22 protein-coding genes are annotated in these 23555 nt (G+C 66.8%); 9 read left to right on the top strand and 13 right to left on the bottom strand.

Annotated elements, in window-relative coordinates:
* The first annotated feature begins 36 nt into the window (after window positions 1-36).
* Window positions 37-963, top strand: coding sequence for a sulfite exporter TauE/SafE family protein (locus QX073_RS28075; protein ID WP_316165584.1), 927 nt, complete (start codon window positions 37-39; stop codon window positions 961-963).
* Complete coding sequence (locus tag QX073_RS28070; protein WP_315717942.1) at window positions 960-1739, top strand: TIGR02186 family protein; 780 nt, start codon at window positions 960-962, stop codon at window positions 1737-1739. Before QX073_RS28075 ends, QX073_RS28070 begins: the two co-directional genes overlap by 4 nt.
* Window positions 1740-1750: 11 nt before the next feature.
* Here QX073_RS28070 and QX073_RS28065 read toward each other — a convergent pair whose 3' ends face one another.
* Together QX073_RS28065 and QX073_RS28060 are read right to left on the bottom strand one after the other, a co-directional pair.
* Window positions 1751-2530, bottom strand: coding sequence for an MBL fold metallo-hydrolase (locus QX073_RS28065; RefSeq protein ID WP_316165585.1), 780 nt, complete (start codon window positions 2528-2530; stop codon window positions 1751-1753).
* Window positions 2527-3447: a DMT family transporter gene (locus QX073_RS28060; protein ID WP_316165586.1), complete on the bottom strand. Its 921-nt coding sequence runs from the start codon at window positions 3445-3447 to the stop codon at window positions 2527-2529. The genes QX073_RS28065 and QX073_RS28060 overlap by 4 nt, the downstream gene beginning before the upstream one ends.
* Before the next feature lie 97 nt (window positions 3448-3544).
* Between QX073_RS28060 and QX073_RS28055 the strand changes: the two genes are divergently transcribed.
* On the top strand, window positions 3545-4411 hold the full coding sequence (locus QX073_RS28055; RefSeq protein WP_315717945.1) for a LysR family transcriptional regulator: 867 nt from the start codon (window positions 3545-3547) through the stop codon (window positions 4409-4411).
* Between the two features lie 246 nt (window positions 4412-4657).
* Here QX073_RS28055 and pdeM read toward each other — a convergent pair whose 3' ends face one another.
* The 4 genes from pdeM to QX073_RS28035 form a co-directional block, all read right to left on the bottom strand.
* Complete coding sequence (pdeM, locus tag QX073_RS28050; protein WP_315769738.1) at window positions 4658-5311, bottom strand: ligase-associated DNA damage response endonuclease PdeM; 654 nt, start codon at window positions 5309-5311, stop codon at window positions 4658-4660.
* A 49-nt stretch (window positions 5312-5360) separates the two neighbouring features.
* Window positions 5361-8066: a ligase-associated DNA damage response DEXH box helicase gene (locus tag QX073_RS28045; RefSeq protein WP_316226734.1), complete on the bottom strand. Its 2706-nt coding sequence runs from the start codon at window positions 8064-8066 to the stop codon at window positions 5361-5363.
* A gap of 292 nt (window positions 8067-8358) precedes the next feature.
* A complete protein-coding gene (locus QX073_RS28040) occupies window positions 8359-9588 on the bottom strand; it encodes an ABC transporter substrate-binding protein (RefSeq protein ID WP_316165587.1) in 1230 nt (409 codons plus the stop codon).
* 108 nt (window positions 9589-9696) lie between these two features.
* Window positions 9697-10623 carry a class I SAM-dependent DNA methyltransferase gene (locus QX073_RS28035; protein WP_315827973.1) on the bottom strand — a complete coding sequence of 309 codons (927 nt, stop codon included), beginning with the start codon at window positions 10621-10623 and terminating at the stop codon, window positions 9697-9699.
* 115 nt (window positions 10624-10738) lie between these two features.
* Here QX073_RS28035 and QX073_RS28030 point away from each other — a divergent pair, with 115 nt between their 5' ends.
* The 5 genes from QX073_RS28030 (at window position 10739) to QX073_RS28010 (ending at window position 16237) form a co-directional block, all read left to right on the top strand.
* Entirely contained in the window at window positions 10739-11785 is a 1047-nt protein-coding gene (locus QX073_RS28030) for a ligase-associated DNA damage response exonuclease (RefSeq protein ID WP_316226733.1), read from the top strand.
* Window positions 11782-13656: an ATP-dependent DNA ligase gene (locus QX073_RS28025; RefSeq protein ID WP_316226707.1), complete on the top strand. Its 1875-nt coding sequence runs from the start codon at window positions 11782-11784 to the stop codon at window positions 13654-13656. Before QX073_RS28030 ends, QX073_RS28025 begins: the two co-directional genes overlap by 4 nt.
* 121 nt (window positions 13657-13777) lie before the next feature.
* Entirely contained in the window at window positions 13778-14086 is a 309-nt protein-coding gene (locus QX073_RS28020; RefSeq protein ID WP_315717950.1) for a DUF6460 domain-containing protein, read from the top strand.
* Between the two features lie 13 nt (window positions 14087-14099).
* The gene (locus QX073_RS28015) at window positions 14100-14834 is read left to right on the top strand and encodes an MBL fold metallo-hydrolase (RefSeq protein WP_315751264.1); all 735 of its coding nucleotides are present in this window, start codon (window positions 14100-14102) and stop codon (window positions 14832-14834) included.
* 107 nt (window positions 14835-14941) lie between these two features.
* Window positions 14942-16237 carry an MATE family efflux transporter gene (locus QX073_RS28010; RefSeq protein ID WP_315828019.1) on the top strand — a complete coding sequence of 432 codons (1296 nt, stop codon included), beginning with the start codon at window positions 14942-14944 and terminating at the stop codon, window positions 16235-16237.
* A 71-nt stretch (window positions 16238-16308) separates the two neighbouring features.
* Here QX073_RS28010 and QX073_RS28005 read toward each other — a convergent pair whose 3' ends face one another.
* Both QX073_RS28005 and QX073_RS28000 read right to left on the bottom strand, forming a co-directional pair.
* On the bottom strand, window positions 16309-17403 hold the full coding sequence (locus QX073_RS28005) for a quinone-dependent dihydroorotate dehydrogenase (protein WP_315717952.1): 1095 nt from the start codon (window positions 17401-17403) through the stop codon (window positions 16309-16311).
* A complete protein-coding gene (locus QX073_RS28000; protein WP_315717953.1) occupies window positions 17400-17744 on the bottom strand; it encodes a DUF952 domain-containing protein in 345 nt (114 codons plus the stop codon). The genes QX073_RS28005 and QX073_RS28000 overlap by 4 nt, the downstream gene beginning before the upstream one ends.
* Window positions 17745-17997: 253 nt before the next feature.
* Between QX073_RS28000 and QX073_RS27995 the strand changes: the two genes are divergently transcribed.
* Window positions 17998-18759 (top strand): carbonic anhydrase family protein, encoded by a 762-nt coding sequence (locus QX073_RS27995; protein WP_316226705.1) that lies wholly within the window; start codon window positions 17998-18000, stop codon window positions 18757-18759.
* A 198-nt stretch (window positions 18760-18957) separates the two neighbouring features.
* Here the strand turns inward: QX073_RS27995 and QX073_RS27990 are convergent, their stop codons facing one another.
* The 5 genes from QX073_RS27990 to QX073_RS27970 form a co-directional block, all read right to left on the bottom strand.
* On the bottom strand, window positions 18958-20604 hold the full coding sequence (locus QX073_RS27990) for a lysine--tRNA ligase (protein ID WP_315751260.1): 1647 nt from the start codon (window positions 20602-20604) through the stop codon (window positions 18958-18960).
* A 141-nt stretch (window positions 20605-20745) separates the two neighbouring features.
* Window positions 20746-21654 carry a transporter substrate-binding domain-containing protein gene (locus QX073_RS27985; RefSeq protein ID WP_316175635.1) on the bottom strand — a complete coding sequence of 303 codons (909 nt, stop codon included), beginning with the start codon at window positions 21652-21654 and terminating at the stop codon, window positions 20746-20748.
* A 98-nt stretch (window positions 21655-21752) separates the two neighbouring features.
* Window positions 21753-22346 carry an SCO family protein gene (locus QX073_RS27980; RefSeq protein ID WP_316226704.1) on the bottom strand — a complete coding sequence of 198 codons (594 nt, stop codon included), beginning with the start codon at window positions 22344-22346 and terminating at the stop codon, window positions 21753-21755.
* Between the two features lie 21 nt (window positions 22347-22367).
* The gene (locus tag QX073_RS27975) at window positions 22368-22556 is read right to left on the bottom strand and encodes a hypothetical protein (RefSeq protein WP_315751257.1); all 189 of its coding nucleotides are present in this window, start codon (window positions 22554-22556) and stop codon (window positions 22368-22370) included.
* A 130-nt stretch (window positions 22557-22686) separates the two neighbouring features.
* Window positions 22687-23211: a hypothetical protein gene (locus tag QX073_RS27970; RefSeq protein ID WP_316226703.1), complete on the bottom strand. Its 525-nt coding sequence runs from the start codon at window positions 23209-23211 to the stop codon at window positions 22687-22689.
* Window positions 23212-23555 lie beyond the last annotated feature (344 nt).

Raw genomic sequence — 23555 nt, 5'->3', positions numbered from 1 at the left:
GGGATGCTCGCTCGAAGGATCGCAGAGGCCGCGCGGATGCAGATTTATCTTCCGATCGCCGACATCCCGGTCAACATCTTCCTGTTGCTGGCGATGGGCGCGGCCGTCGGCTTCGTCTCCGGCATGTTCGGCATCGGCGGCGGGTTCCTGATGACGCCGCTCCTGATCTTCGTCGGCATCACCCCCGCGGTCGCGGTCGCCTCGGTCTCCAGCCACATCGCCGCCTCCTCGTTCTCCGGGGCGCTGTCCTATTGGCGACGGCGCGCCATCGATCCCTCGCTGGCCGCGGTGTTGATGATCGGCGGCTCGCTCGGCACCGGACTCGGCGTCGCCACCTTCACCCTGTTGCGGTCGCTCGGCCAGCTCGATCTGATGATCGCGTTGTCCTATGTCGTCCTGCTGACGAGCGTCGGCGGCACGATGTTCTGGGAGGGTCTGCGGGCGATGATGCGCGCGCGCCAGGGCGCGGTCGCGACCGTGCGGCGTCCGGGCAGCCATGTCTGGATCCACGGCCTGCCGCTGAAGATGCGCTTCAAGCGCTCGAAGATCTATGTCTCCGTCATTCCGGTGATCGCCATCGGCCTCATCATCGGCTTCCTCGGCGCCGTGATGGGCATCGGCGGCGGCTTCATTCTGGTGCCCCTGCTGATCTACCTGCTGCGCGTGCCGACCTCGACCGTCATCGGCACCTCGATGGTCCTGACGCTCGCGACCATGATGATCGCGACCATGCTGCACGCGATGAGCAATCATCTGGTCGACGCCGTGCTGGCGCTGATCCTGATGGTCGGCGGCGTCACCGGCGCGCAGTTCGGGGCCCGCGCCGGCCAGATGATCCGCGGCGAGCAGCTGCGGCTGCTGCTCGGCCTGCTGATCCTCGCCGTCGGCATCCGGTTCGCGATCGAGCTCGTGATCAAGCCCGACGACCCGTTCACGATCCGCGAGACCGAGATCAGCAGATGACGCCGCTCCGCCTCGCCAGCCTCACCTTCATGCTGCTGCTTGCCGGCGCCGCATCGGCGCGCGCCGAGCGGCTGATCGTCTCGGTCTCCAACCATCGCGTGACGGTGACGCCGAACTATTCCGGGGAGGAGCTGGTGCTGTTCGGCTCGGTCGAGAAGGACACCCAGACCCCGCCGGGTCGCACCGCCTATGACCTCGTCGTCACCGTCCGGGGCCCGCGGGCCGACATGGTGACGCGGCGCAAGGAGCGCAAGTTCGGCATCTGGATCAACACCGACTCGCGCCAGTTCCTCAAGGTGCCCGGCTATCTGGCGCTGTTCGCCAACCGCCAGTTCGATGCGATGGCCGCGCCCGAGGTGCTGCGCCGGCAGCAGCTCGGACTCAACAACGTGCTGCTGACCCAGCGCGTCGGTCCCGACTATGCCGACGTGGTCCCGAACGACGCGTTCCGCAGCGCCTTCGTGCGGCTGCAATCGCAGCACGGCCTGTACCGCGAGGATACGTCCGCGGTGACCTTCCTCACGCCGACGCTGTTCCGCACCGGCATTCCGCTCCCCGCTGCGGTGCCGATCGGCACCTACGAGGTCGAGATCAAGCTGCTCGCCGACGGCGCGCTGGTCACCAAGACGGAGACCGCGTTCGAGATCGTCAAGGTCGGCTTCGAGCAGTTCGTCGCGAACTCGGCGCGGCAGAGCGGCTTCGTCTACGGCCTCGTCACCGCCGCGATGGCGCTGATGACGGGATGGATGGCGTCGATCGTGTTCCGTCGGGATTGATCTTTTTCTCGTCAGTGGGAGGAGCTGGGTGACGAGGCGATCACCGTCCGAACACCGGGCTCCAGAAGCTTCAGCCGCGCACCGAACCCGAGCGCATCGAAGGTCTTGCGCAGGTCCTGCGCGCTCTGGCGGAAATGCGCCCAGCCATCCGTGTGAACCGGAACGATGGCGGCCTCGGCAAACACGCGCGCGGTCTCGATCGTGTCGTTGGTGTCCATGGTGAGGTGGAACGGCCCGCGTGTCTGCGCCGCTCCGGCAAAAGGCATCACGACACCAGGCTTGAAACGCCGCGCCACCTCCGCCACGCCGTCATAGAACACCGTGTCGCCACTGACATAGACGGGCGCGCCGTGCTGCGGGATCAGGACGAAGCCGATCACATCGCCCGCGAGCGGCTCGATGCCGGCGGGACCATGGCGCGCCGGCGTCGCCGCGACCGTCAATGTCCTGCCGCCTTTGCTGAGCTGCGTCGTCTGCCACGGCGCCAATCCTTCCGCCAGCGCACCGAGCCTGCTTGCGCCGACTTCCGTCGTGAGCACGCGCGGTGCGCGTCTCAAGAAGGCGCGGCCGCCATGGTCGAGATTGTCGGAGTGCTGATCATGGCTCAGCAGCACCGCATCGACCTCCCCGATCGCCTCAGCGGTCATCGCTGGTCCAGTGAGCTTCTCCAGTACGACATGCGGCAATTCATAGCGGCCGGGAGCATCGAATGTGGGATCGGTCAGCAGGCGGAAGCCATCGATTTCGATAAGGGCGGTCGGGCCGCCGATCAGGGTGATCGCAACACTCATGACGATGCTCCAATGGTACGGGCCGGCGCCCGCGTGACCAGATAGATCCCGAGCGCGACGGGAACGACGCCGAGCAGGTCCTGCAGCGCCACGTGCTCGCCGAGCACCAGGAAGGCGAAGATCATCGCGAGCGGCGGCATCACGAAATGATAGGCGCTGGCCGCGGTCGCGCCGCATACTTTCAAGAGATGGAACCAGAGCACATAGGCCAGGATCGAGCCACCGAGCACGAGGAAGGCGAACGCGCCGATCAGTTGCGCATTCGGCACGATCTCGCCCACGTGCGACACGCCGAGCGCGACCGGCCATAACACCAGCCCGGCTGAGAGGTTCTGGATGCCGTTGCCGACCCACAGGCTGCCCTGCGGGGCGAGCTGCTTGAACAGAATGGTGCCGGTCACGATCGAGGCCAGCGCCGCCAGCGTATAGAGAATGCCTTCGAGCTGGTCGGTGCCGACGGACATACGGTGCCAGACGATCATGGCGACGCCGATGGTGCCAAGCGCGAGGCCTGAGATTTTGCGCAGGGTCAGCGGCTCGCCCAGCAGCAGCGCCGCGAACACCGCGGTGAACACCGGATTGGCCGAGACGATCAGGCCGCCGAGCCCCGCCGACACGGTCTGCAGCCCGGTGTAGCCGAGACCGAGATACAGCGCGTTGTTGGCGATGCCGATGATCGCGAACACGGCCGCATCGCGCCAGCTCATGCGCAGCTCGCCCCGGACCGCCGGCACCACAAGAATGAGGACACCAGCGAGCGAGAACCGCGCCGCGAGCAGCAGCAGCGGCGGACAATAAGTCACCCCGATCTTGCCGGCAACGAAGGCAAAGCTCCACAACAGGCAGAACAGGCCGATTTGGAGCGGCAGCAGGTTGGACTTCTCGGGGCTCACGGCAACGGAGGATACGGACGACATCGGAGGTCTCCTTCGCCGCCGGTGTAGGGCTGTTCTTTCCCATTTGGAAATTAAATGATAGACTGACACTCAGTGGTTTTCCGAATGGAGGTCCCGAGTGCTCGATCTGGACCTGTTGCGCAGCTTCGTCTCGGTGGTCGAGGCCGGCGGCTTCACCCGCGCGGGCGAGCGCGTCCACCGCACGCAGTCGACGATCAGCCAGCAGATTCGCCGGCTGGAGGACGACCTCGGCCAGACGCTGCTCAACCGCGACGGCCGCGAGGTCACGCCGACCGAGGCCGGCGAACGGCTGTTGTCCTATGCCCGCCGCCTGCTCGCGCTCGCCGAGGAGGCCCGCGACGTCGTGGCGCGGCCCGGACCCGACGGCGCGGTGAAGCTCGGCATCCCCGAGGATTTCGCGGCCTACCGGCTCGCCAAGCTGCTCGCCGCGTTCTCGCGCGCCCACCCCGATCTGCGGCTCGACGTGCGCGCCGACCAGAGCCTCAACCTCAAGCGCGACATCGAGCGCGGCGATCTCGATCTGGCGCTGCTCAAGCGCGGTGCCGACGACGCACACGCAGCGATCGCGGCATGGCCGGAGCAGGTCTATTGGGTGACCAGCAAGAGCCATCCGGTCAACCTCGAGGCCCGCTCGCTGCCGCTGATCGGCTTCCCGCTCGGCTGCATCTATCGCACCCGCGCGATCCATGCGCTGGAGAGCGAGGGACGCGCCTGGCACATGGCCTACACCTCGTCGAGCCTCGCCGGCATCCAGGCCGCGGTCGCCGCCGGCATGGGGCTGAGCATTCTGTCCGAGATGTCGGTGCAGTCGGAGCACCGCGTGCTGACCGCCCGCGAGGGCTTTGCGCCGATCGAGCGCACCGAGGTCGCGCTGGTCGCCTCGCCCGACGCCAGCCCGGCGACGCTGCGCCTGGCCGACCGGCTGGCCGAGTTCTGCGAGAAGGTGCAGGCGAAGGCGGCCTGACGGGCATTCGTCCGCGGCTCCGGCGACCATGACGCCACGAGGACGCTGCGTTCCCTCTCCCGCTTGCGGGGGAGGGCTAGGGAGGGGCCGTTCCGACGGCGCTGCGCTTGGCGCCCCCTCTCCAACTCTCCCCCGCAAGCGAGGGAGAGAGCACAGCGATGCGCGCGGCGGGCATGATCAGTCCAACTTCGAATGATCCGTTCGACCTCTGATCACTCATCCAACTAATGAATTTCCATCATCCAACTAATAGCACCGCGCCGCGGCGATGCTGTGCAGGCGTCTATCTCCCAGCACATGCGCGATGAAGGCGCGCTTCGGAAACAGCTTGGCGAAGGCCGCGTCGCGCACGCTCAGGCCCCCGGCATAGGCGCCGAACGCCGGCATCACGGCGCGCTCGCCATCGCAGACGAAGCAGCGCCGCTCCAGCGTGCGCGCTCGTGTCGCGACGCGCGCCTTCGGATGCAGATGGCCGGCGATCTCGCCGCGCGCGCCGGAGGGCTCGTGACGGAACGTCACCGCGCCGAGCGTGACCGCGTCGGCCAGTTCGCCGCCGATGCCGCGCGGGGCCGGATCGTGGTTGCCGGTGATCCAGACCCAGTCGCGGCCGACCTGCAGGTTGGCGATGCAGGCGCGGTCGTCGCCGGTGAGACGCGTATGCGCATCGCGATCGTGAAAGCTGTCGCCAAGCGCGATCACGACGCGCGGATTGTAGTGGGCGATCACGGCTGTGAGGCGATTGAGAGTCGCAACGGTATCGAACGGCGGCAGCAAGGTGCCGCGCGACGCGTAGCTCGAGCCCTTTTCCAGATGCAGATCGGAGACGACGAGCAGACGCTGCTCGTCCCACACCAGCGCGCCGGAGAGATCGACGCGCAGCGCGGTGCCGGCGACGTCCATCATGCCCGATGCGCAGAAAGTCCCCCGCAAGTCCGCCTCGCTTCTCGATCTACCCCATCGCTTCCTTCACGAGTTCCTCGGCAGCCTCGGCCAGGAGCTCGTCGGCGGCCTCGCCATAGACGGATTCGCGGCCGATTTCCAGCATCACCGGCACCGCCAGCGGCGAGACGCGATCGAGTTCCCGATGGGTGATTCGTCCCTCGATGCGCTGGAGCATATCACCGAGCCGCTTCAGATCGAGCAGGCCGGTGGCGGCATCGGCGCGCGCCGCCCGCAACAGCATGTGATCGGGCTGATGCCGGCGCAGGACGTCATAGACCAGATCGGTCGAGAACAGCACCTGGCGGCGCGTCTTCTCCTCGGTCGTCGACCGCCGCGCGATCAGGCCGGAGATGATGGCGCACGAGCGGAACGTGCGCTTCATCAGCGCGGATTCGGCGAGCCACGCCTCGAGATCGTCGCCAAGCATATCCGGGTCGAACAACGCGGCGAGATCGAGCCGCCCCTGTTTGACCATCAGCGACATGTCGCCGAGCCCCCACACCGCAAGCGCATATTCGTTGGCGACGAAGCCGAGCGGCCGGGCGCGCGCCCGCTCGAGCCGGCGCGTCAGCAGCATGCCGAGCGTCTGATGCGCGAGCCGGCCCTCGAACGGATAGCAGACGATGTAGTGCTTGTTGGAGCGCGGGAAGGTCTCGACCAAAAGCTCGCGCCGGGCCGGGATGCGCGACACGTCCTTCTGCAAGGACAGCCAGTCGCGCACCTGCTCCGGCAACGCGCTCCAGGCGGTGCGGTCGTCGAGCAGGCCGCGCACGCGCTCGGCGAGATAGGTCGACAGCGGAAACTTGCCGCCCATGTAGGACGGCACCTTCGGATCGGAATCATTGGCGCGCGACACATAGACCTGGTCCTCGGCCAGCGCCTCGTAGCGCACGATCTCGCCACTGAACACGAACGTGTCGCCGAGGGTGAGGCCTTCGATGAACGCCTCCTCGATCTCGCCGAGCAGCCGTCCGCCGCGCGCGATCGCGCCGGTCGTGCCCTTGGCCCCGCCGCGCGAGCGCACCAGCCGCACCTTCAGCATCGCCTCCTCGACGATGGTGCCGACGTTCAGGCGATAGCTCTGCCGCACCTTGGGATTGGCGACGCGCCAGCGTCCCCTCGCATCCTGCTTGATGCGGGCGAACCGCTCATAAGTCTTCAGCGCGTAGCCGCCGGTGGCGACGAAGTCGACGACATCGTCGAAATCAGCGCGCGACAGCGACGCGTAGGGAGCCGCCGTGATGACCTCCACATAGAGCTCGTCGCTGAGAAACGGCTCGGCGCAGGCGCAGCCGAGCACGTGCTGCGCCAGCACGTCGAGCGCGCCGGTACGCAAAGGCGGCGTGTCCTGCGCATTGTCGGCGATGGCATCGATCGCGACCGAGCATTCCAGCACCTCGAAGCGGTTGGCCGGCACCAGCACCGCCCGCGAAGCCTCGTCGAGCCGGTGATTGGCACGGCCGATGCGCTGCATCAGCCGCGAGCAGCCCTTGGGCGCGCCGACATTGATCACGAGATCGACGTCGCCCCAATCGACGCCGAGATCGAGCGAGGAGGTGCAGACGACGCCGCGCAGCCTGCCGGCCGACATCGCATCCTCGACCTTGCGGCGCTGCGCGACGTCGAGCGAGCCGTGATGCAGGGCGATGGCGAGATTGTCGTCGTTGATGCGCCAGAACTCCTGGAACAGCATCTCGGCCTGGCTGCGGGTGTTGACGAACACGAGCGTGGTCTTGTTTCGCTTGATCAGCTCGTACATCTCGGCCAGCGCATGGCGCGCGCTGTGGCCGGCCCACGGCAGCCGCTCCTGCGTGTCGAGCATCTCGACCACCGGCGGCGCGGCGCCGCCGGCGACCACGACGTCGGCCGCGGCTATGCCGCCGCACGGCTGCGGCACCAGGAAGCGCGCGAGTTGCTCCGGCTCGGCGACGGTCGCCGACAGGCCGATCATGCGCATGTCCGGCGCAAGCCGCCACAGCCGCGCCAGCGCGAGCGACAGGAGATCGCCGCGCTTGGAGGTGACCAGCGCATGCAGCTCGTCGAGCACGACGCGCTTCAGCGAGGAAAACAGGAACGGCGCATCGTCGGACGACAGCAGCAGCGCCATCTGCTCCGGCGTGGTCAGCAGGATGTCCGGCGGATAGCGGCGCTGCCGCTGCCGGCGGGACACCGGCGTGTCGCCGGTGCGGGTCTCGACCTTGATCGGCAGGCCCATCTCGGAGATCGGCGCCTCGAGATTGCGCGCGATGTCGACCGCGAGCGCCTTGAGCGGGGAGATGTAGAGCGTGTGCAGGCCGGCGGGTCGCGGGATGCGGTTCGCCGTCTGCTTGCTCTTTTCCGTGTTCGCGAGTTCGACCAGTGCATTCGGCTCGGTGCCGGGTGTCACCATCGACACCGCCGCCGGAGGCCCCCCTCCCCGCCGTTCCCCCACAAGGGGAGCGGGAGTGGAGAGAGCGGATGTCTTGGCAAGAACAGAACGATGCTTCGGCGCGACGGCGGAGCCGAGCTCCACCAGGGTCGGCAGGAACCCGGCGAGCGTCTTGCCGGCGCCGGTCGGGGCGATCAGCAGCGCCGAGCGTTGCGCGCGAGCCTTCTCCAGCAGCGCCAGCTGATGCGCGCGCGGCGCCCAGCCGCGCGCCGCGAACCATTCGGTGAAATGGTCGGGCAGCGCGGCGCTGTCGTCGGGTGGGACTGGTGAGACGCGGGGCGGCACCGGGGGAAGGTAGGCAGTCACGCGCGGTTCGTCGAGGGTCGGGCGATAACACTCGACTGCCTCGACCACCTCCGCCGTCGGCCCAGCCCATGTTGGAGCGCACCGGCGCCTCAGCAAACTCCGTTGTCGTCCCTGCGAACGCAGGGACCCGTAGCCACCGGCTTTTGTGGGACGATGACTTGCAGTGACGCCTCACCGATAGATTCCGCGGTATGGTTCCCTGCGTTCGCAGGGACGACACCGGAGAGTGCGGCCACAGCTCCGGTGTCATCATCCGATGGAGGGAAAATCCCTACTCCGTCATCGGCTTCTCGGAGATGCTCCAGTCCTTGCCGTCGAAGATCGAGATGTAGAGCGTCTTCATCGGCGTATAGTCGTCCGGCGTGTAGGCGTAATTGACGCCATCGAGGAAGAAGGGCGAGTGGAAGCCGGCGAGTGTCGTGGCGTGCTTGAGCACGTTCTCGCGGGTCAGCGTGTCGCCGCAGCGGCGCAGGATCTCACCCATCGACACCGCCTGGCCGTAGCCGGCATAGGCGATGGTGTTGTCGGGATCGATGTTGGGCAGGTACTTGGCGCGCAGCGCCTCGAAGCCCTTGACGTCGGGATCGTCCTTCCATTGCGGCACGCCGGCGTCCTTGGAATAGCGGATCGCGACGATGTCCTTGGCATTCTCGAGGCCGGCGGCAGACAGGATCGAACGGCCGGTCGAGCCCGCCGACAGCAGCTGCAGCGGCTTCCAGCCGAGCTCGGCCACCTTGCGGATCGACTGCGACGAGGCCTTGCCCGTGCTGATGTTGTAGAACACGTCGGCGCCCGACTTCGACAGGTTGATCAGCTGCGAGTCCACCGTCGGCTCGGTGAGATCGTAGGTCTGCTCCATGATCACCTGCGCCTTGCCGCCGGCGTCGGCCAGCACCTTCTTGAACGGCCCCAGGAAGTCACGGCCGAAATCGTCGTTCTGATAGAGGATGCCGATCTTGGCTTCCGGCTTCACGCTCAGCACATGCTTGGCGAGAATGCGCGCCTCCGTCGGATACAGCGGCAGGCCGGCCATGGTCCATTTGTAGTTCTTGGGGTCGTTCCACTTCGAGGCGCCGGTGTTGAGCAGGAGCTGCGGCACGCCCTTGGAGTTGAGGTATTTGTGCACGGCGGTCTGTGGCGCGGTGCCGAGCGAGCCGTACAGCGCCAGCACCTCGTCCTGCTCGACCAGCCGCCGCGTCGCCTCGACGCATTTCGGCGCGCTATAGGCATCGTCCATCGTCAGGAACTTGACCTTGCGCCCGTTGATGCCGCCCTGCTCGTTGAGCATCTGGAAATAGGCCTCGCCGACACGGCCGAGCACGCCATACAGCGAACCGGGGCCGGAATGCGGAATGGTCTGGCCGATCTTGATCTCGGTATCGCTGGCGCCGGCATCATATTTCTTCTCGGCGGCCCAGACATGGGGCGAAGCGATCGTCGAGGCGCCGATGGTCGCAAGCGCGGTGGCGCAGAAATCGCGCCGGGTCAGATGTTTTTTCATTTTTGTCTCTCCCTAGACTGCCGACATTTTTTGGCATCGGGAGAGCTGCGGCAAGAGCGAAGTTGCCGCATTGGACGCCGCGTGCAGCGCATTCAATAGCGTCTAGACTCAAGTCCTGGCCGCGACCACGGCCAGCCCGCGCACCGGCAACTGCTCCTCGGTCCGCGGCGACGCCGGCGCGAGATGGGCCAGCTTCAATCCCGCGGCTGCGATCACGCCACGGACATATTCCGCGCCATGGGCATAGCGTAGCCCCTTGCCCATGATGACACCGTCGCCGTCATGGGTCTCGACGGTCAAGGCCAGCAGTCCGCCCGGACTGAGCACACGTTGCGCCTCGCGCAACACCGGGCCAAGGTCGCCGACATAGACCATCGCATCGGCAGCAAGAATGAGATCCGCAGACGCATCGTCCTGGCGCTGCAGCCCTGCGGTCATGTCGTCGACCTCGAGCCCGGCATAGAGCCCGGTGGCGCGCGCTTCCGCGATCATGCCGGCCGACAGGTCGATGCCGATGATGCTGTCGACGTTCTTGGCGAACGCCGCCGCGCCCAGCCCGGTGCCGCAGCCGAGATCGATCGCGCGCTTGAAGTAGGCCGGCTTGCGCTCGGCCGCGCGCACCGCGAGCACCGCCTTGAACAGGATCGCCGGCGCGCGGTAGTTGAGCCGCTCGGTCAGCTCGGCCTCGAAGCGCGGCGCATACTGATCGAACAGCGACTGCACATAGGCCTTGGGCATGTCCGACAGCGGCGCGGCGCCGAGCTGCATCAGATGCACGGCGGCGCCGTGACGATCATCCGGATCGGCGGCACAGGCGTTCTGGAAGGCCGAGATCGCCTTGTCGGTTTCGCCCAGACCGAGACGGATCTTGCCGAGCTCGAACCAGGCCGAGGCGAAGTTGGGGGCGACCTCGATGGCCTGCTCCATCACCTCGGCGGCCGCGACCAGGTCGCCCTTCAATTGCAGGTCGCGGGCGAACTCGTAGCGGCGGTCGGCGATCAGATCGCCGGAGGACAGGAACAGGCGGTGGGGCATGGGAACCATCGTCGTCAATGCGAACTTCTCATCGAGGAGATGGATGCGCGGGTCAAGCCCGCGCATGACGAGATGGAAACTGGCACGGCCTGAAAACGCGTCTTGCATGACCTATATGACCCACATGCGTCCGCAAGACATTCTGCTGCCCGTTCCGTCCGGCCTCTGCTGCAAGGCCGGCGGCTTTCACATCGATCCCGTGCGCCCGGTCGAGCGGGCGCTGATCACCCATGGCCATTCCGACCACGCCCGCGCCGGCCACGGCGCGGTGCTGGCGACCCAGGAAACGCTCGACATCATGCGGCTGCGCTATGGCGACAACTTTGCAGGCTCCACGCAGGCGATCGGCTATGGCGAGCGGATCGGGCTGGGTGACGTCACCGTCAGTTTCCACCCTGCGGGCCATGTGCTGGGCTCGGCGCAGATCAAGGTGTCCTGCGGCGGCACCTGCATCGTCGCCTCCGGCGACTACAAGGATGCGCGCGATCCGACCTGCGCACCGTTCGAGCTGGTGCAATGCGACGTCTTCATCACCGAGGCGACGTTCGGCCTGCCCGTGTTCCGTCACGGCGACGCGGCGCTGGAGGTGAACAAGCTGCTGGCCTCGGTGGTGCTGTTTCCCGAGCGCGCGCACCTGGTCGGCGCGTACTCACTCGGCAAGGCGCAGCGTGTCATCGCGCTGATCCGCGAGGCCGGCTATGATCGGCCGATCTACCTGCATGGCGCGATGGAGAGGATCACGCGCTACTATCGGGACAAGGGAATTGCGCTGGGCGAGCTGAGGCCTGTGAAGGGCGTCAAGAAGGCCGAGCTCGCCGGCACGATCACGCTGGCGCCGCCGACCGCGACCTCCGACCTGTGGACCCGCCGCTTTCCCGATCCCGTCACGGCCTTCGCCTCGGGCTGGATGCGGGTGCGCGCCCGCGCCCGGCAGCGCGGCGTCGAGCTGCCGCTGGTGATCTCGGATCATGCCGACTGGGACGGGCTCACCACCACCATCGCCGCGACCGGCGCAAGCGAGGTGTGGGTCACCCATGGGCAGGAGGACGCGCTGGTGCATTGGTGCCAAGCCAAGGGGCTCGCGGCCCGGCCGCTCGATCTGGTCGGCTACGGCGACGAGGAGGAAAGCGAGGTGGTGGCGACGGAGGACGCCGAGGCATGAACCGCTTCGCCGAGTTGCTCGACCGCCTCGCCTATGAGCCCGGCCGCAACAACAAGCTGCGGCTGCTGACGTCGTACTTCCGCGAGGTCGAGGATCCCGATCGCGGCTACGCGCTTGGCGCGCTCACCGGCGCGCTGTCGTTCAAGCACGCCAAGCCGGCGCTGATCCGCGACCTGATCGCCGCGCGCACCGATCCGGTGCTGTTCGCGCTGTCGTATGATTATGTGGGGGATCTCTCGGAGACCGTCGCGCTGATGTGGCCGAAGGACAGGGCGCATCATCAGCAGCTCGTTCCTGGGTACCCCCCTCCCCACCCCTCCCCCACAAGGGGGGAGGGAGCGCTGACGCGTTCGGAGTTGCTGTCTCGGTCTGCATCGAGCATCGCTCCCCCTTCACGTCTCTCGTTCCCCACAGCCGCTCTCTCCGGTCCCTCCCCCCTTGTGGGGGAGGAGCAGGGAGGGGGGTACCCCACGGGCGGTCTCACGAGGGACCCCACACCCGGCCACAACGACCCGCCACCGCCGACGCTGACCGAGGTTGTCACCACCTTGCGCACCCTCGGCAAGACCGAGATGCCGCGGCAACTCGCGCAATGGCTGGATGAGCTCGACGAGACCGGGCGCTGGGCACTGCTGAAGCTGGTCACCGGCGCTTTGCGCATCGGCATCTCCGCGCGCCTGGCCAAGACCGCAGCGGCCGCGCTCGGCGACAAGGACCCGCACGAGGTCGAGCTGATCTGGCCGGGGCTGTCGCCGCCCTATCTCGACCTGTTCGCCTGGCTGGAAGGCCGCGGCGACAAGCCGGTCAATCGCGATCCCGCGCCGTTCCGGCCGGTGATGCTGGCGCATGCCGTCGAGGACGACGACTTCGCCGGCATGAACGCGGCCGACTACATCGCGGAATGGAAATGGGACGGCATCCGCGTGCAGGCGGTGAGCGGCCGCGAGGCCGACGGCCGCGTCGTCACACGGCTGTATTCGCGCAGCGGCGAGGACATCACGGCGAGTTTCCCGGACCTGCTGCCGTCGCTGCATCTGCCCGGCGCGCTCGACGGCGAGCTGCTGGTGGTGCGCGATCACCGCGTGCAGAGCTTCAACGTGCTGCAGCAGCGGCTGAACCGCAAGACGGTGTCGCCGAAGCTGATGAAGGAGTACCCGATCCACCTGCGCGCCTACGACCTGCTCGGCGACGAGGAGAACGATCTGCGTGAGCTGCCGTTCGCCGAGCGGCGTGAACGGCTCGAGGCTTTCATCAAGCGACTCGACGAACCGCGTGTCGACTTGTCGCCGACCATCGCGTTTTCCACCTGGGACGAGCTGAAGGCCGCGCGCGCCGATCCCGCATCTGCCGGCGCAGGAGACGATGCCGAAGCGGTGGAAGGCGTGATGCTGAAGCGGCGCGACGCGCTGTATCTGCCCGGCCGGCCCAAGGGACAATGGTGGAAGTGGAAGCACGATCCGCACATCATCGATGCCGTGCTGATGTATGCTCAGCGCGGCCACGGCAAGCGTTCCTCCTATTACTCCGACTACACGTTCGGTGTCTGGACGGCGGGAGACGGCGGAGATCAGCTCGTGCCCGTCGGCAAGGCCTATTTCGGCTTCACCGACGAGGAGCTCTTGCAGATCGACCGCTTCGTCCGCCGCAACACCACCGAGAAGTTCGGTCCCGTGCGGCATGTCGTGCACGAGCCCGAGCAGGGCCTTGTGCTCGAAGTGGCGTTCGAGGGCCTGCAGCGCTCGCCGCGGCACAAATCCGGCATCGCGATGCGCTTTCCGCGCATCAGCCGGCTGCGCTGGGACAAGCCGCCGCGCGAGGCCGACCGGCTGGAGACCCTGGAGCGGATGTTGAGGAGCGAGGCGCCGGCGTGACAGCGCCGGGAACATTAATTGCCGGTAACCGGCTTGCGGCGCTGAGCCGGGTTCCCCACCTGCCCTGCCGTGCCTTATAATCGGGATCGCGAATCCGACGAACCCGCCTGGAGACGATGCCATGTCGAACGACGTCAGGGACTATCCGGCCCGCGCCCGCAGCTCGGATGGCCTGTACCGTTTTCTCGGCGGCTCGCCGCTGTCGGTGGCGTTCCGGCTGGTGCTGCTGTCGATCCTGGTCGGCGTCGTGCTGTCGGCGATCGGCTTCGATCCGCTGAACATCCTGCACAGCATCCGGCTGCTGTTCATCCGGCTCTACGAGCTCGGCTTCGACGCCTTCAACTGGCTGTGGCGCTACTTCCTGCTCGGCGCGGTGATCGTGATCCCGGTCTGGCTCCTGTCGCGGCTGTTCGCCCCGCGCGGCCGATAGAGAGCCACAGCCGATGCAGCTCCGCTTCGTCGGCTGCGGTGACGCGTTCGGCTCGGGCGGCAACTCCAACACCTGCTTCCATCTGACCGGCGCGCAGACGAACCTTCTGATCGACTGCGGCGCCTCGTCGCTGCCGGCGCTGAAGCGGCTCGGCATCGCCAGCAACGCCATCGAACTGATCCTGATCACGCATTTCCATGGCGATCATTTCGCCGGGCTTCCCTTCCTGCTGCTCGATGCGCAGTTTTCGAAGCGGACGCTGCCGCTGGTGATCGCCGGCCCCGCCGGCATCACGGCGCGGCTGACGCAGGTGATGGAAGCGCTGTTCGAGCATTCGTCGCGCACGCCGCGGAAATTCGAGCTGTCCGTGATCGAGCTTGAACCGGAGCAGACGACGCGCTTCGGCGAGGTCTGCGTGACGCCGTTTCCAGTCGTCCACGGCAGTTCGGGCGGGCCGTTTCTCGGCTACCGGATCGAGGCGGAGGGCAAGGTCGTCGCCTACACCGCGGACACCGAATGGACGGAGAGCCTGATCCCGCTCGGCCGCAACGCCGACCTGTTGATCGCCGAGGCCTACACCTACGACAAGGCGGTGAAGAACCACCTCAGCCTCGCGGTGCTGGAGGCGCATCTCGACGCGATCCGGCCGAAGCGGCTGGTGCTCACCCATATGAGCGACGACATGCTGGGCCGGCTGGACCGCATCGGCCATGTGGCCGCGCATGACGGCATGAGCATCGACCTCTAGCCGGGAGGCGCGAAAGGCCGCTAAGAACGGCAGGAACGCGCGTGCCGCGCGCTCTGCCAATCAACGGGCCATTCTTGACCGCTTCAGCCAAAGTCACGACCGCGCAGGTGTTCGACATCGCGGGTCCCGCGATGATCGCCAACCTGACGACGCCGCTGATCGGCATCGTCTCGACCACGGCGATCGGCCGGCTCGGCGAAGCCGCCATGCTCGGCGGCGTCGCCATGGCCTCGGTGATCTTCGACTGCCTGTTCTGGCTGTTCGCGTTCCTGCGCGCCAGCACGCTCGCCTTCACCGCGCAATCGCTCGGCGCCGGCGAGACCGACGAGATCCTGATGGTCCTGATCCGCGGCCTGGCGCTGGCCGCGCTGATCGGCGTCAGCCTGATCGCGCTGCAACTGCCGCTGGGGGCAATCATCTTCGATCTCATGGGCGGCAGCGACGCCGTGCTCGGCGCGGCCCGCACCTACTTCATGGTCCGGATCTGGTCGGCGCCGCTGGCGCTTGCCAACTACGTGCTGCTCGGCTGGCTCGTCGGATTGGCGCGCGCACGGCTGGCGCTGGCCATTCAGGTCGCGATCAACCTGATCAACATGGCCGCGACCATCCTGTTCGTCCAGGTGCTGCAGGCCGGCATCGCCGGCGCGGCGATTGCCGCCGTCATCGCGGAGACGGTCGGTGTCGCGATCGGCCTCGTGCTGGCGCGCCGATTGGTCAAGGCCGACGCCCGGATGTCGCGCGCGGCGCTGCTCGACCGCGCCAAGCTGATGCACATGATGGCCGTCAACCGCGACATCATGATCCGCACCGCGGCGATGATCATCGCCTTCCTGTTCTTCACCTCGCAGGGCGCGCGCGCCGGCGACACGACGCTGGCCGCCAACGCGGTGCTGAACAATTTCCTGCTGGTGGCCGCGTTCTTCCTCGACGGCCTCGCCAACGCCGCCGAGCAGCTCTGCGGCTATGCGTTCGGCGCGCGCAACCGCGGCGCCTTTTCCGGCGCCACAAGGCTGGTGCTCGCCTGGGGCTTCGGCTTCGCGCTCGCGGTGGCCGCGATCTTCGCGCTGTTCGGGCCGGTGCTGATCGACGTGATGACGGCAAGCGATGCGGTGCGCCGCGCGGCGCGCGACTATCTGCCGTTCGTGGTGGCGTCGCCGCTGCTGTCGGTATTCGCCTTCGCATTCGACGGCGTCTATATCGGCGCCACCTGGGCGCGCGACATGCGCAACCTCATGGTCGCGGCGCTGGTCGTCTTCCTCGGCACCTGGCTGGCGCTGCGCGGCTTCGGCAATACGGGCCTGTGGATCGCGATGCTCAGCTTCTACGCGGCGCGCGGCGGCTTCCAGGCCGCACGCTATCCGGCGCTGCTGCGGGCGTCGTTCGGCAACAAAGAGAGTTTGTAGGGGGCGCTGTATCGCGCAGCGCGCTTTGCGACCCCGCTCGCCCTACACTCTTCGCCGAAGATCAAGCGCATCTAAACCGGCCAGTCCTCGGCGGTGATCGTCGCGGCGTCCGCACCAACGATCTCCGACAGCGAATCGCGTCCCGTGCGCAGCAGGGTCGAGGTCAGGTCGGCCTTGATGCTCTCGACCAGGCCGAGGCCCTTGTAGACCAGCGAGGAATACAGCTGGATCAGGCTGGCGCCGGCGCGGATCTTGGTGAGCGCGGCGCCGCCGGTGTCGATGCCGCCGACGCCGATCAGCGGGAACGCACCTTCGACGCGCACGAAGGTCTCGGCCACCATGCGGGTCGACAGCCGGAACAGCGGCCGCCCGGACAGGCCGCCCTGCTCCTTGGCGCGCAACTGCTCGCGCAGCGAGCTGGGCCGGGCGAGTGTCGTGTTCGACACGATCATGCCGTCGACTCCGCGCGAGCGGGCGACATGGACGACGTCGTCGAGCTCGGCGAGGCTGAGATCGGGTGCGATCTTGAGCAGGACCGGCGTATCGCCGGCTTTCCGCCGCACGCGGTCGCGCGCCTCGAGCACCTTGGACAGCAGCTCGTCGAGCTGAGACGCCTGCTGCAGGTTGCGCAGGCCCGGCGTGTTGGGCGAGGAGATGTTGACGGTGAAATAGCTCGCCACCGGCGCGAAGGTCTCGATCAGCCGGACGTAGTCGGCGACACGGTCGACCGAATCCTTGTTGGCCCCGACATTGACGCCGACGATGCCGCCCTGGTGGGCGCGCCCGGCCAGGCGCCGCAGCACGATCTCGGCGCCGTCATTGTTGAAACCCATGCGGTTGATGACCGCCTCGTCGCGCTCCAGCCGGAACAGCCGCGGGCGCGGATTGCCGCTCTGCGGCCGCGGGGTCACCGAACCGATCTCGACGAAGCCAAAGCCGAGCCGCAGCAGCGCGTCCGGCACCTCGGCGTTCTTGTCGAAGCCGGCGGCCATGCCGACCGGATTCGGGAAGTTCAGGCCGAAGGCGCGCACCGCGAGCTTGGCATCATCCGGTCGCGGCTTGATCGCCGGCAGCAGCTTCAGGCCCTGGATGGCGAGCCGGTGCGCATCCTCAGCGTCGAGCCAGCGGAGCAGCGGCAGCGAAAGCTGGTCGAAGGCGCGAATCACGGCTTCAGGTCCGGAATGTCGTGGCCGCCATCGGCACGGCTGTGCATCTGGTGAACGCCGGTCACGGCACCGAGATCGAGCTCGCCATACAGATGCGGGAACAGCTCGTCATTGCGCGAACGCTCCCAACGCAGCGCATGGCCGAGCGCGTCCGCCTCGACCTCGACCAGGAACAGCGCGCTCTGCCCCGAAAAGTGCTTCCGCGCTGTCTCCGGCACCTGGGAGGCGGTCGAAAAATGGATGAACCCGTCGCGCAGATCGTCCGCGCTGCCGCGGTAGACGCCCAGCCGCTCTGCCTCGCGCCAGGCCGAAGCTGAGCAGATTTTGTAGATTTTGGGCACCTTTGCGCGGTCCTGGCTTGAGCTTGAGTTTGCTGATGTTTTCGGGAGCGGCCGACCGTATCGGCAGGGGGCAGCGAACTCAAGCATCGTTTGCCCGGGACAGTCCGGCGGCCGACCCGCTCAGGTTGTATCCGAGTGATGCGAGCTCGCGGGGATGCAACCGGTTCCTCAGCAAGAGTTAACCTGATTCGGCTTTCCTGTTGCGCGCGATTCGCAACCGATCATGCCCGCGCTTGAACCTTTGGAGATTGTCATGGACCGCCGCCACGTCTTGAAGGCCCTTGCGGGGCTCGCCCTGTGCCCCGTCTGCGCTACCCCGGGCTTTGCCGCCGAAGGCGCCCCGCATTGGAGCTATGAGGGCGCGACCGGGCCGGCCAAATGGGGCGATCTCGATGCGGCCAACAAGGTCTGCAGCGTCGGCACCCAGCAATCGCCCATCGACATCGAGCACTCGACCCGGGCCCAGCTTCCCGACTTCCGACTGAGCTGGGCCAGGACCGCCGACACCATCGTCAACAATGGTCACACCATCCAGCTCAACTTCGCCGACGGCAGCAGCACCATGAAGCTCGAGGGCACCACCTACAAGCTGCTGCAGGTGCATTTCCATCGTCCGAGCGAGCATCAGATCGGCGGCAAGAACTATCCGATGGAGGCGCATTTCGTGCACCGCGCCGCCTCCGGCGGCCTCGCCGTCGTCGGCGTTCTCATGACCACCGGGCGTCCCAACCCCGCCTTCGCGCAGATCGTCGCGACGATGCCGGACAAGGAGGGTCCCGCGGTCAAGGCCGATCCGCGCATCAACCCCAACATGATGCTGCCGGCACGCCGCTCCTATTATCGCTATGCCGGCTCGCTGACGACGCCGCCCTGCTCAGAGGTGGTCGAATGGCTGCTGCTGAGCGAGCCGGTCTCGGTCGCGGAAGCGGACGTGGCGAAATTCGCCAAGCTGTATCCGATGAACGCGCGCCCGGTGCAGAAGCTCGACCGCCGCTTCGTGCTGCAGGGGGTGTAGTTCATTCGGCTCCGGCGGCTTCGAGCTGAAGCGGCCGCCACAAACTCCGCTGTCGTCCCCGCGAAGGCGGGGACCCATACCGCGGAAGCTGGATTGTTTTGGAAGGTGGCGGAGACCCTCCGCCAAATTGTGTCCGGTGGCTATGGGTCCCGGCGCAAGGCCGGGACGACACCTTTGGTGGCGCGATGAGCTTGGCAATCACGCGCTGCGTGCCAATGCCCCGTCGATCATCGCCACCGCATTGTTGACGCCGTAGACCGCGACGAAGGACCCAAAGCGCGGGCCCTTCTCCTGGCCGAGCAGCACCTGGTAGAGCATGTTGAACCAGTCGAGCGAGACACCGGGGCGGCCGTCCTTGCCCTTCTTGGCGTGGTCGAGGAACGGCTCGCGGCGGCCGATCTCGTAGACCACGTTCTGAATGTCCTCGGCCGTCGCGTCAGCCGGCAGGTTCGACAGCGCATCGCGCAGGTCCTGCAGCGCCACGCGCTCACCCTCGGTCGGCTCGCGGAAGGTCTTGGTCGGCGCCACGAAGTCGCGATAGTAGTTGATGGCGTAGCCGACCATCGCGTCGAGCTTGGGATGGGTCTGCGGCGTCACGCCCGGCCGGTAGCGGCCGATGAACCCCCACAGCGTCTCGGCATTCTCCGCGTTCGACGACGACACCAGGGTCAGCAGCAGCTGGAAGGTGACGGGCATGTCGGCCTTCGGCGGCTTGCCGGAATGGATGTGCCAGACCGGGTTGCCGAGCTGCTGCTTGGCGTCCTGCTTCGGAAAGCCTTCCAAGAACTGCTGGTAATCGTCGACGTTGCGGGGGATGACGTCGAAATACAGCCGCTTCGCCGCCTTGGGCTCGCGATACATGAACAGCGACAGCGATTCCGGCGAGGCGTAGCGCAGCCATTCGTCGATGGTCAGGCCGTTGCCCTTCGACTTCGAGATCTTCTGGCCCTTCTCGTCCAGGAACAGCTCGTAGTTGAAGCCCTCCGGCGGCGTGCCACCGAGCGCCGCGCAGATCTTGCCCGACAGCTTCACCGAGTCGATCAGGTCCTTGCCGGCCATTTCATAGTCGACGCCCAGCGCATGCCAGCGCATCGCCCAGTCCGGCTTCCATTGCAGCTTGCAATGGCCGCCGGTGACCGGAACGGTCATGCGCTCCCTGGTTTCGGGATCGTCATAGGAGATGGTGCCGGCCTTGGCGTCGTGCTCGACGATCGGCACGTACAGCACGAGGCCGGTGCGCGGGCAGATCGGCAGGAACGGCGAGTAGCTCGCCGCGCGCTCCTCGCGCAAGGACGGCAGCATGATCGCCATCACCTTCTCCAGCCGCTCCAGCATCCGCAGCAGCGCCGCGTCGAACTTGCCGGAGGTGTAGTACTCGGTCGACGAGGCAAACTCGTAGTCGAAGCCGAACCGGTCGAGGAAGGCGCGCAGCCGCGCATTGTTGTGCGCGGCGAACGAGGGATATTCGTTGGAGAACGGGTCGGGGATTCGCGACAGCGGCTTGCCGAGGTGGGTGGCCAGCATCTCCTTGTTCGGCACATTGTCCGGCACCTTGCGCAGGCCGTCCATGTCGTCGGAGAAGGCGATCAGGCGGGTCTTGATCTTGTCCTCGGTCAGCACGCGGAAGGCGTGGCGCACCATGGTGGTGCGCGCGACCTCGCCGAAGGTGCCGATATGCGGCAGGCCGGACGGACCGTAGCCGGTCTCGAACAGCACCTCGTCCTTCGGATTCTTCTTCAGCCGGTTGACGATCGCCTTCGCCTGCTCGAACGGCCAGGCGTTGGAGTTTTCGGCAAGCGCGCGCAGGTCGCTCGGGCTGGTTGGGACGAGATCGATCGTGGACATCGTGAAAAAGACTTCTCCGAAGACGTCAGTGCAAAACAGAGGTCATGATACCCGTCATTCCGGGGCGATGCGAAGCATCGAACCCGGAATCTCGAGGTTCCGGGTTCGCGTCTTCGACGCGCCCCGGAACGACGGCAAGCGCTAGAACGGGCTGATCGAGAAGTAGCGCAGCCACAGGTCGGTGTAGCGGCCTTTTTCCCAGACCCGGAACAGCGCCCAATTCAGCGCCTGGCGCAAGAGGTCGTTGCCCTTGCGCACGGCGATGCCGACGCCCTCGCCGAAATAGCGGCTTTCGACGAAAGGTCCACCGGAAAAGGCGCAGCAATCGCCGGAATCGGTGCCATTGACCCAGAACGCCAGCGAAATGCCGTCGCCGAAGATCAGGTCGACCTCGGCCCGGCGCAGCGCCTGCCGCAGCGCCTCGTCGTTCGGATAGCTCTTGATCTCGGCGTCGGTGAACATCGCCTTGAGGTAAGCCTCGTGCGCGGTGCCGGCGACGGCGCCGATCTTCTTGCCCTCGAGAAATTCGGGGCGGATCTCGGTCATGACGGCGTCGCGGCGGGACACGAAACGCGCGGGCGCCCGGTAATACGGATCGGAGAAATCGGCCCGCGCCCGCATCTGCGGCGTCACCGCGATCGAGGCGATGATCGCATCGCCCCGGTTGGAGGACAGCGCGTCGAGCAGGGTTTCGAACCGGCGCATCTGGACGGTGCAGGTCACCTTGATCTCGTCGCAGATCGCCCTGGCAAGATCGACGTTGAAGCCGGCCGGATTGCCGTCCGGACCGGTGAAGTTGAACGGAGGATAGTCGGTCTCGGTCAGGAACCGAATCACCGTGAGGCGCGACAGATCGGGCCGCTCCGGTCGGCGTCGCGGGTCCCAGAACCCAGGGACGGCCTGCGGCGCCGCCTCGACGGCGGGCCTCACCGGCGCCTGGGCGCGCGCCTCCGAGCCGGCTGCGGCCAGGCCGAAGCACAGCAGCGCGCCGGCAATGGCGGCGCCGGCCGCAGGCGCGGATTTCACGGGCTTTGACAAGACGGTCGGCATCAGCGGTCCCGATGGTCAGCGCCTTATAGACCATCCATGCGCAAATTCGAGGCTGGATTCGGCCCGGAGGCGGCCGCCCGGCTGGAGCGTTAACGCGCTCAGAGGTATTTCTTGAGATCCGCCGCGGCTTCCTCGGGCGTCCGCTTCAGGTTGAACGGTGCGACGAACCGGCCGTTGCGGTCCATCAGATACACCAAAGCGGTGTGGTCCATGGTGTAATCGCCGTCCTTCAGCGGGACCTTCTTGGCATAGACCCGGTACTCGGTGAGAACCTTCACCAGCACCTCGGGATCGCCGGTCAGGCCCTTCAGATGCGGGTCGAAGCTGGAGAGGTAGTCCTTCATCGCGGCCGGATTGTCGCGCTCGGGGTCGACCGAGACGAAATAGGCGTTGACGCTGTCGGCGTCCTTGCCCATCGCGCGCAGCACCTCGGAGATCTCGAACAGCGAGGTCGGACAGACGTCCGGGCAATGGGTAAAGCCGAAGAAGATCAGCGTCGGCCGCCCTTCCAGGCTCTTCTCGGTGACGACGGCACCGCTCTGGTCGGTCAACTGAAACGGGCCGCCGATCGCGGCCGGCGCCGCGATGTTGCGGCCGCCGCCCATGACAAGGAACATCAGCGACAACCCGACCACCAGGCTGGCGGCGAAGGCTCCGACGATCACCAGCGGACGGGTGACATTGGACGGCATTGCGCGCTCCTTCACTGTCTCTCAGAAGCAGGCCTGCCAGCCGGCCGCGATGGTCTCGAAGAACACCGCGGTCCCGTACTGCACCCACATCGTCACGGCGCCGACGACGAGCCCGATCGCCGCGATCCCCGCCGCGAGGGCCGGAGCAGAGGCCGGACGCCGGGCTCGCGATGCGGACGGTATCTCTTGGGGCGCTGAAAGAGGCTGCATGATGGCGTACTCATCGGCCGGAGCCGGCCAAGCGGCCCACCCCTCTCGCTCCAGATAAGCCCCGCAGCCGGTCCAGGCAAGCGCCGCAGTCGGGCCGCGATCACCCGAAGCGACTAGTGCCTCAGTGTGATCAATGGGAGGCAGAGGCCTTGGCGGCAGCCGGCGAGATGGTCGGTACATTGGGCACGACGTGCGAGGAGGCCGGAGAGGACGCCTGGGCATCCATATAGCAGGGCTTGTACATTGCCTGCAGCTCCCTGCCCTTCAGGAAGATCATCCGGGGCGTCAGGCCGCCGCGCTGGGTGATCCAGCGGCGGATCGGCGAAGGGTACATCGAGTACAGCATCTGGGTCGCCTCGGGATTGGTGACGGCGCGGCCGTTGGCGCCGAAATCCCAGGCGGCGTGGAAGCCGAGATTGGCATGCGAGGTGACACAGATCTTCTCGTGCGGGATCGCCCCAAGCACGATGGTGCAGGCCGATGCGCAGAGCCCGTCGATGATCACATACTCACCGGAGGATCGCAGGCCCTGGTACTTGTCGACATAGGTTCCGATCCGGCCACCGCGGTCATCGGCGATCCGGACCACGGCCTGGCTGGCGCCGACCCCCGACAGCAACAGAACGACCGCAAGCAATCCCGTCCAGAATTTCATGTCGAGCCCCAGTGCAACCCGGCGAAAACCGATCTGACCGACTTTGGCACGCTTCGTGTGATGCGCTTCTTGTGATGCTTGGACTGCGGTGGACCTTGCAATCACGACCCCATCCGCAGAACCGGAACGCGAAAGCCAAATCCAAATCGCAAATGCAGCGTGTTTCGAGATCGTGTTTTTGTCCAGGAGAGCGCAGCTGCGAAAGCCAAATTCACCGCGAGTGTTGCAAGCCCGCTGCACCAATGAGTCGCTACCACCGAAAATGGACCAACGCTGGTTCCGGACATGGCGGTGGCGCCACGAGCAAGGCAGAGGCCCGGCATGATTCGCCCATCGGCGCGGCA

Origin of the sequence: Bradyrhizobium sp. SZCCHNS3052, from assembly GCF_032484495.1 — a bacterium.
Taxonomy (GTDB): domain Bacteria; phylum Pseudomonadota; class Alphaproteobacteria; order Rhizobiales; family Xanthobacteraceae; genus Bradyrhizobium.
Note: the sequence above shows the minus strand (reverse complement) of the source record. Positions and strands in the feature narration are given on the sequence as shown.

Bases quoted from the DNA above. Each gene is read 5' to 3' on its own strand.
- QX073_RS28075 (WP_316165584.1), top strand. From the start codon at position 37: ATGCAGATTTATCTTCCGATCGCCGACATCCCGGTCAACATCTTCCTG.
- QX073_RS28070 (WP_315717942.1), top strand. From the start codon at position 960: ATGACGCCGCTCCGCCTCGCCAGCCTCACCTTCATGCTGCTGCTTGCC.
- QX073_RS28065 (WP_316165585.1), bottom strand. From the start codon at position 2,530: ATGAGTGTTGCGATCACCCTGATCGGCGGCCCGACCGCCCTTATCGAA.
- QX073_RS28060 (WP_316165586.1), bottom strand. From the start codon at position 3,447: ATGTCGTCCGTATCCTCCGTTGCCGTGAGCCCCGAGAAGTCCAACCTG.
- pdeM (WP_315769738.1), bottom strand. From the start codon at position 5,311: ATGGACGTCGCCGGCACCGCGCTGCGCGTCGATCTCTCCGGCGCGCTG.
- QX073_RS28040 (WP_316165587.1), bottom strand. From the start codon at position 9,588: ATGAAAAAACATCTGACCCGGCGCGATTTCTGCGCCACCGCGCTTGCG.
- QX073_RS28035 (WP_315827973.1), bottom strand. From the start codon at position 10,623: ATGCCCCACCGCCTGTTCCTGTCCTCCGGCGATCTGATCGCCGACCGC.
- QX073_RS28030 (WP_316226733.1), top strand. From the start codon at position 10,739: ATGACCCACATGCGTCCGCAAGACATTCTGCTGCCCGTTCCGTCCGGC.
- QX073_RS28025 (WP_316226707.1), top strand. From the start codon at position 11,782: ATGAACCGCTTCGCCGAGTTGCTCGACCGCCTCGCCTATGAGCCCGGC.
- QX073_RS28020 (WP_315717950.1), top strand. From the start codon at position 13,778: ATGTCGAACGACGTCAGGGACTATCCGGCCCGCGCCCGCAGCTCGGAT.
- QX073_RS28015 (WP_315751264.1), top strand. From the start codon at position 14,100: ATGCAGCTCCGCTTCGTCGGCTGCGGTGACGCGTTCGGCTCGGGCGGC.
- QX073_RS27995 (WP_316226705.1), top strand. From the start codon at position 17,998: ATGGACCGCCGCCACGTCTTGAAGGCCCTTGCGGGGCTCGCCCTGTGC.
- QX073_RS27990 (WP_315751260.1), bottom strand. From the start codon at position 20,604: ATGTCCACGATCGATCTCGTCCCAACCAGCCCGAGCGACCTGCGCGCG.
- QX073_RS27985 (WP_316175635.1), bottom strand. From the start codon at position 21,654: ATGCCGACCGTCTTGTCAAAGCCCGTGAAATCCGCGCCTGCGGCCGGC.
- QX073_RS27980 (WP_316226704.1), bottom strand. From the start codon at position 22,346: ATGCCGTCCAATGTCACCCGTCCGCTGGTGATCGTCGGAGCCTTCGCC.
- QX073_RS27975 (WP_315751257.1), bottom strand. From the start codon at position 22,556: ATGCAGCCTCTTTCAGCGCCCCAAGAGATACCGTCCGCATCGCGAGCC.
- QX073_RS27970 (WP_316226703.1), bottom strand. From the start codon at position 23,211: ATGAAATTCTGGACGGGATTGCTTGCGGTCGTTCTGTTGCTGTCGGGG.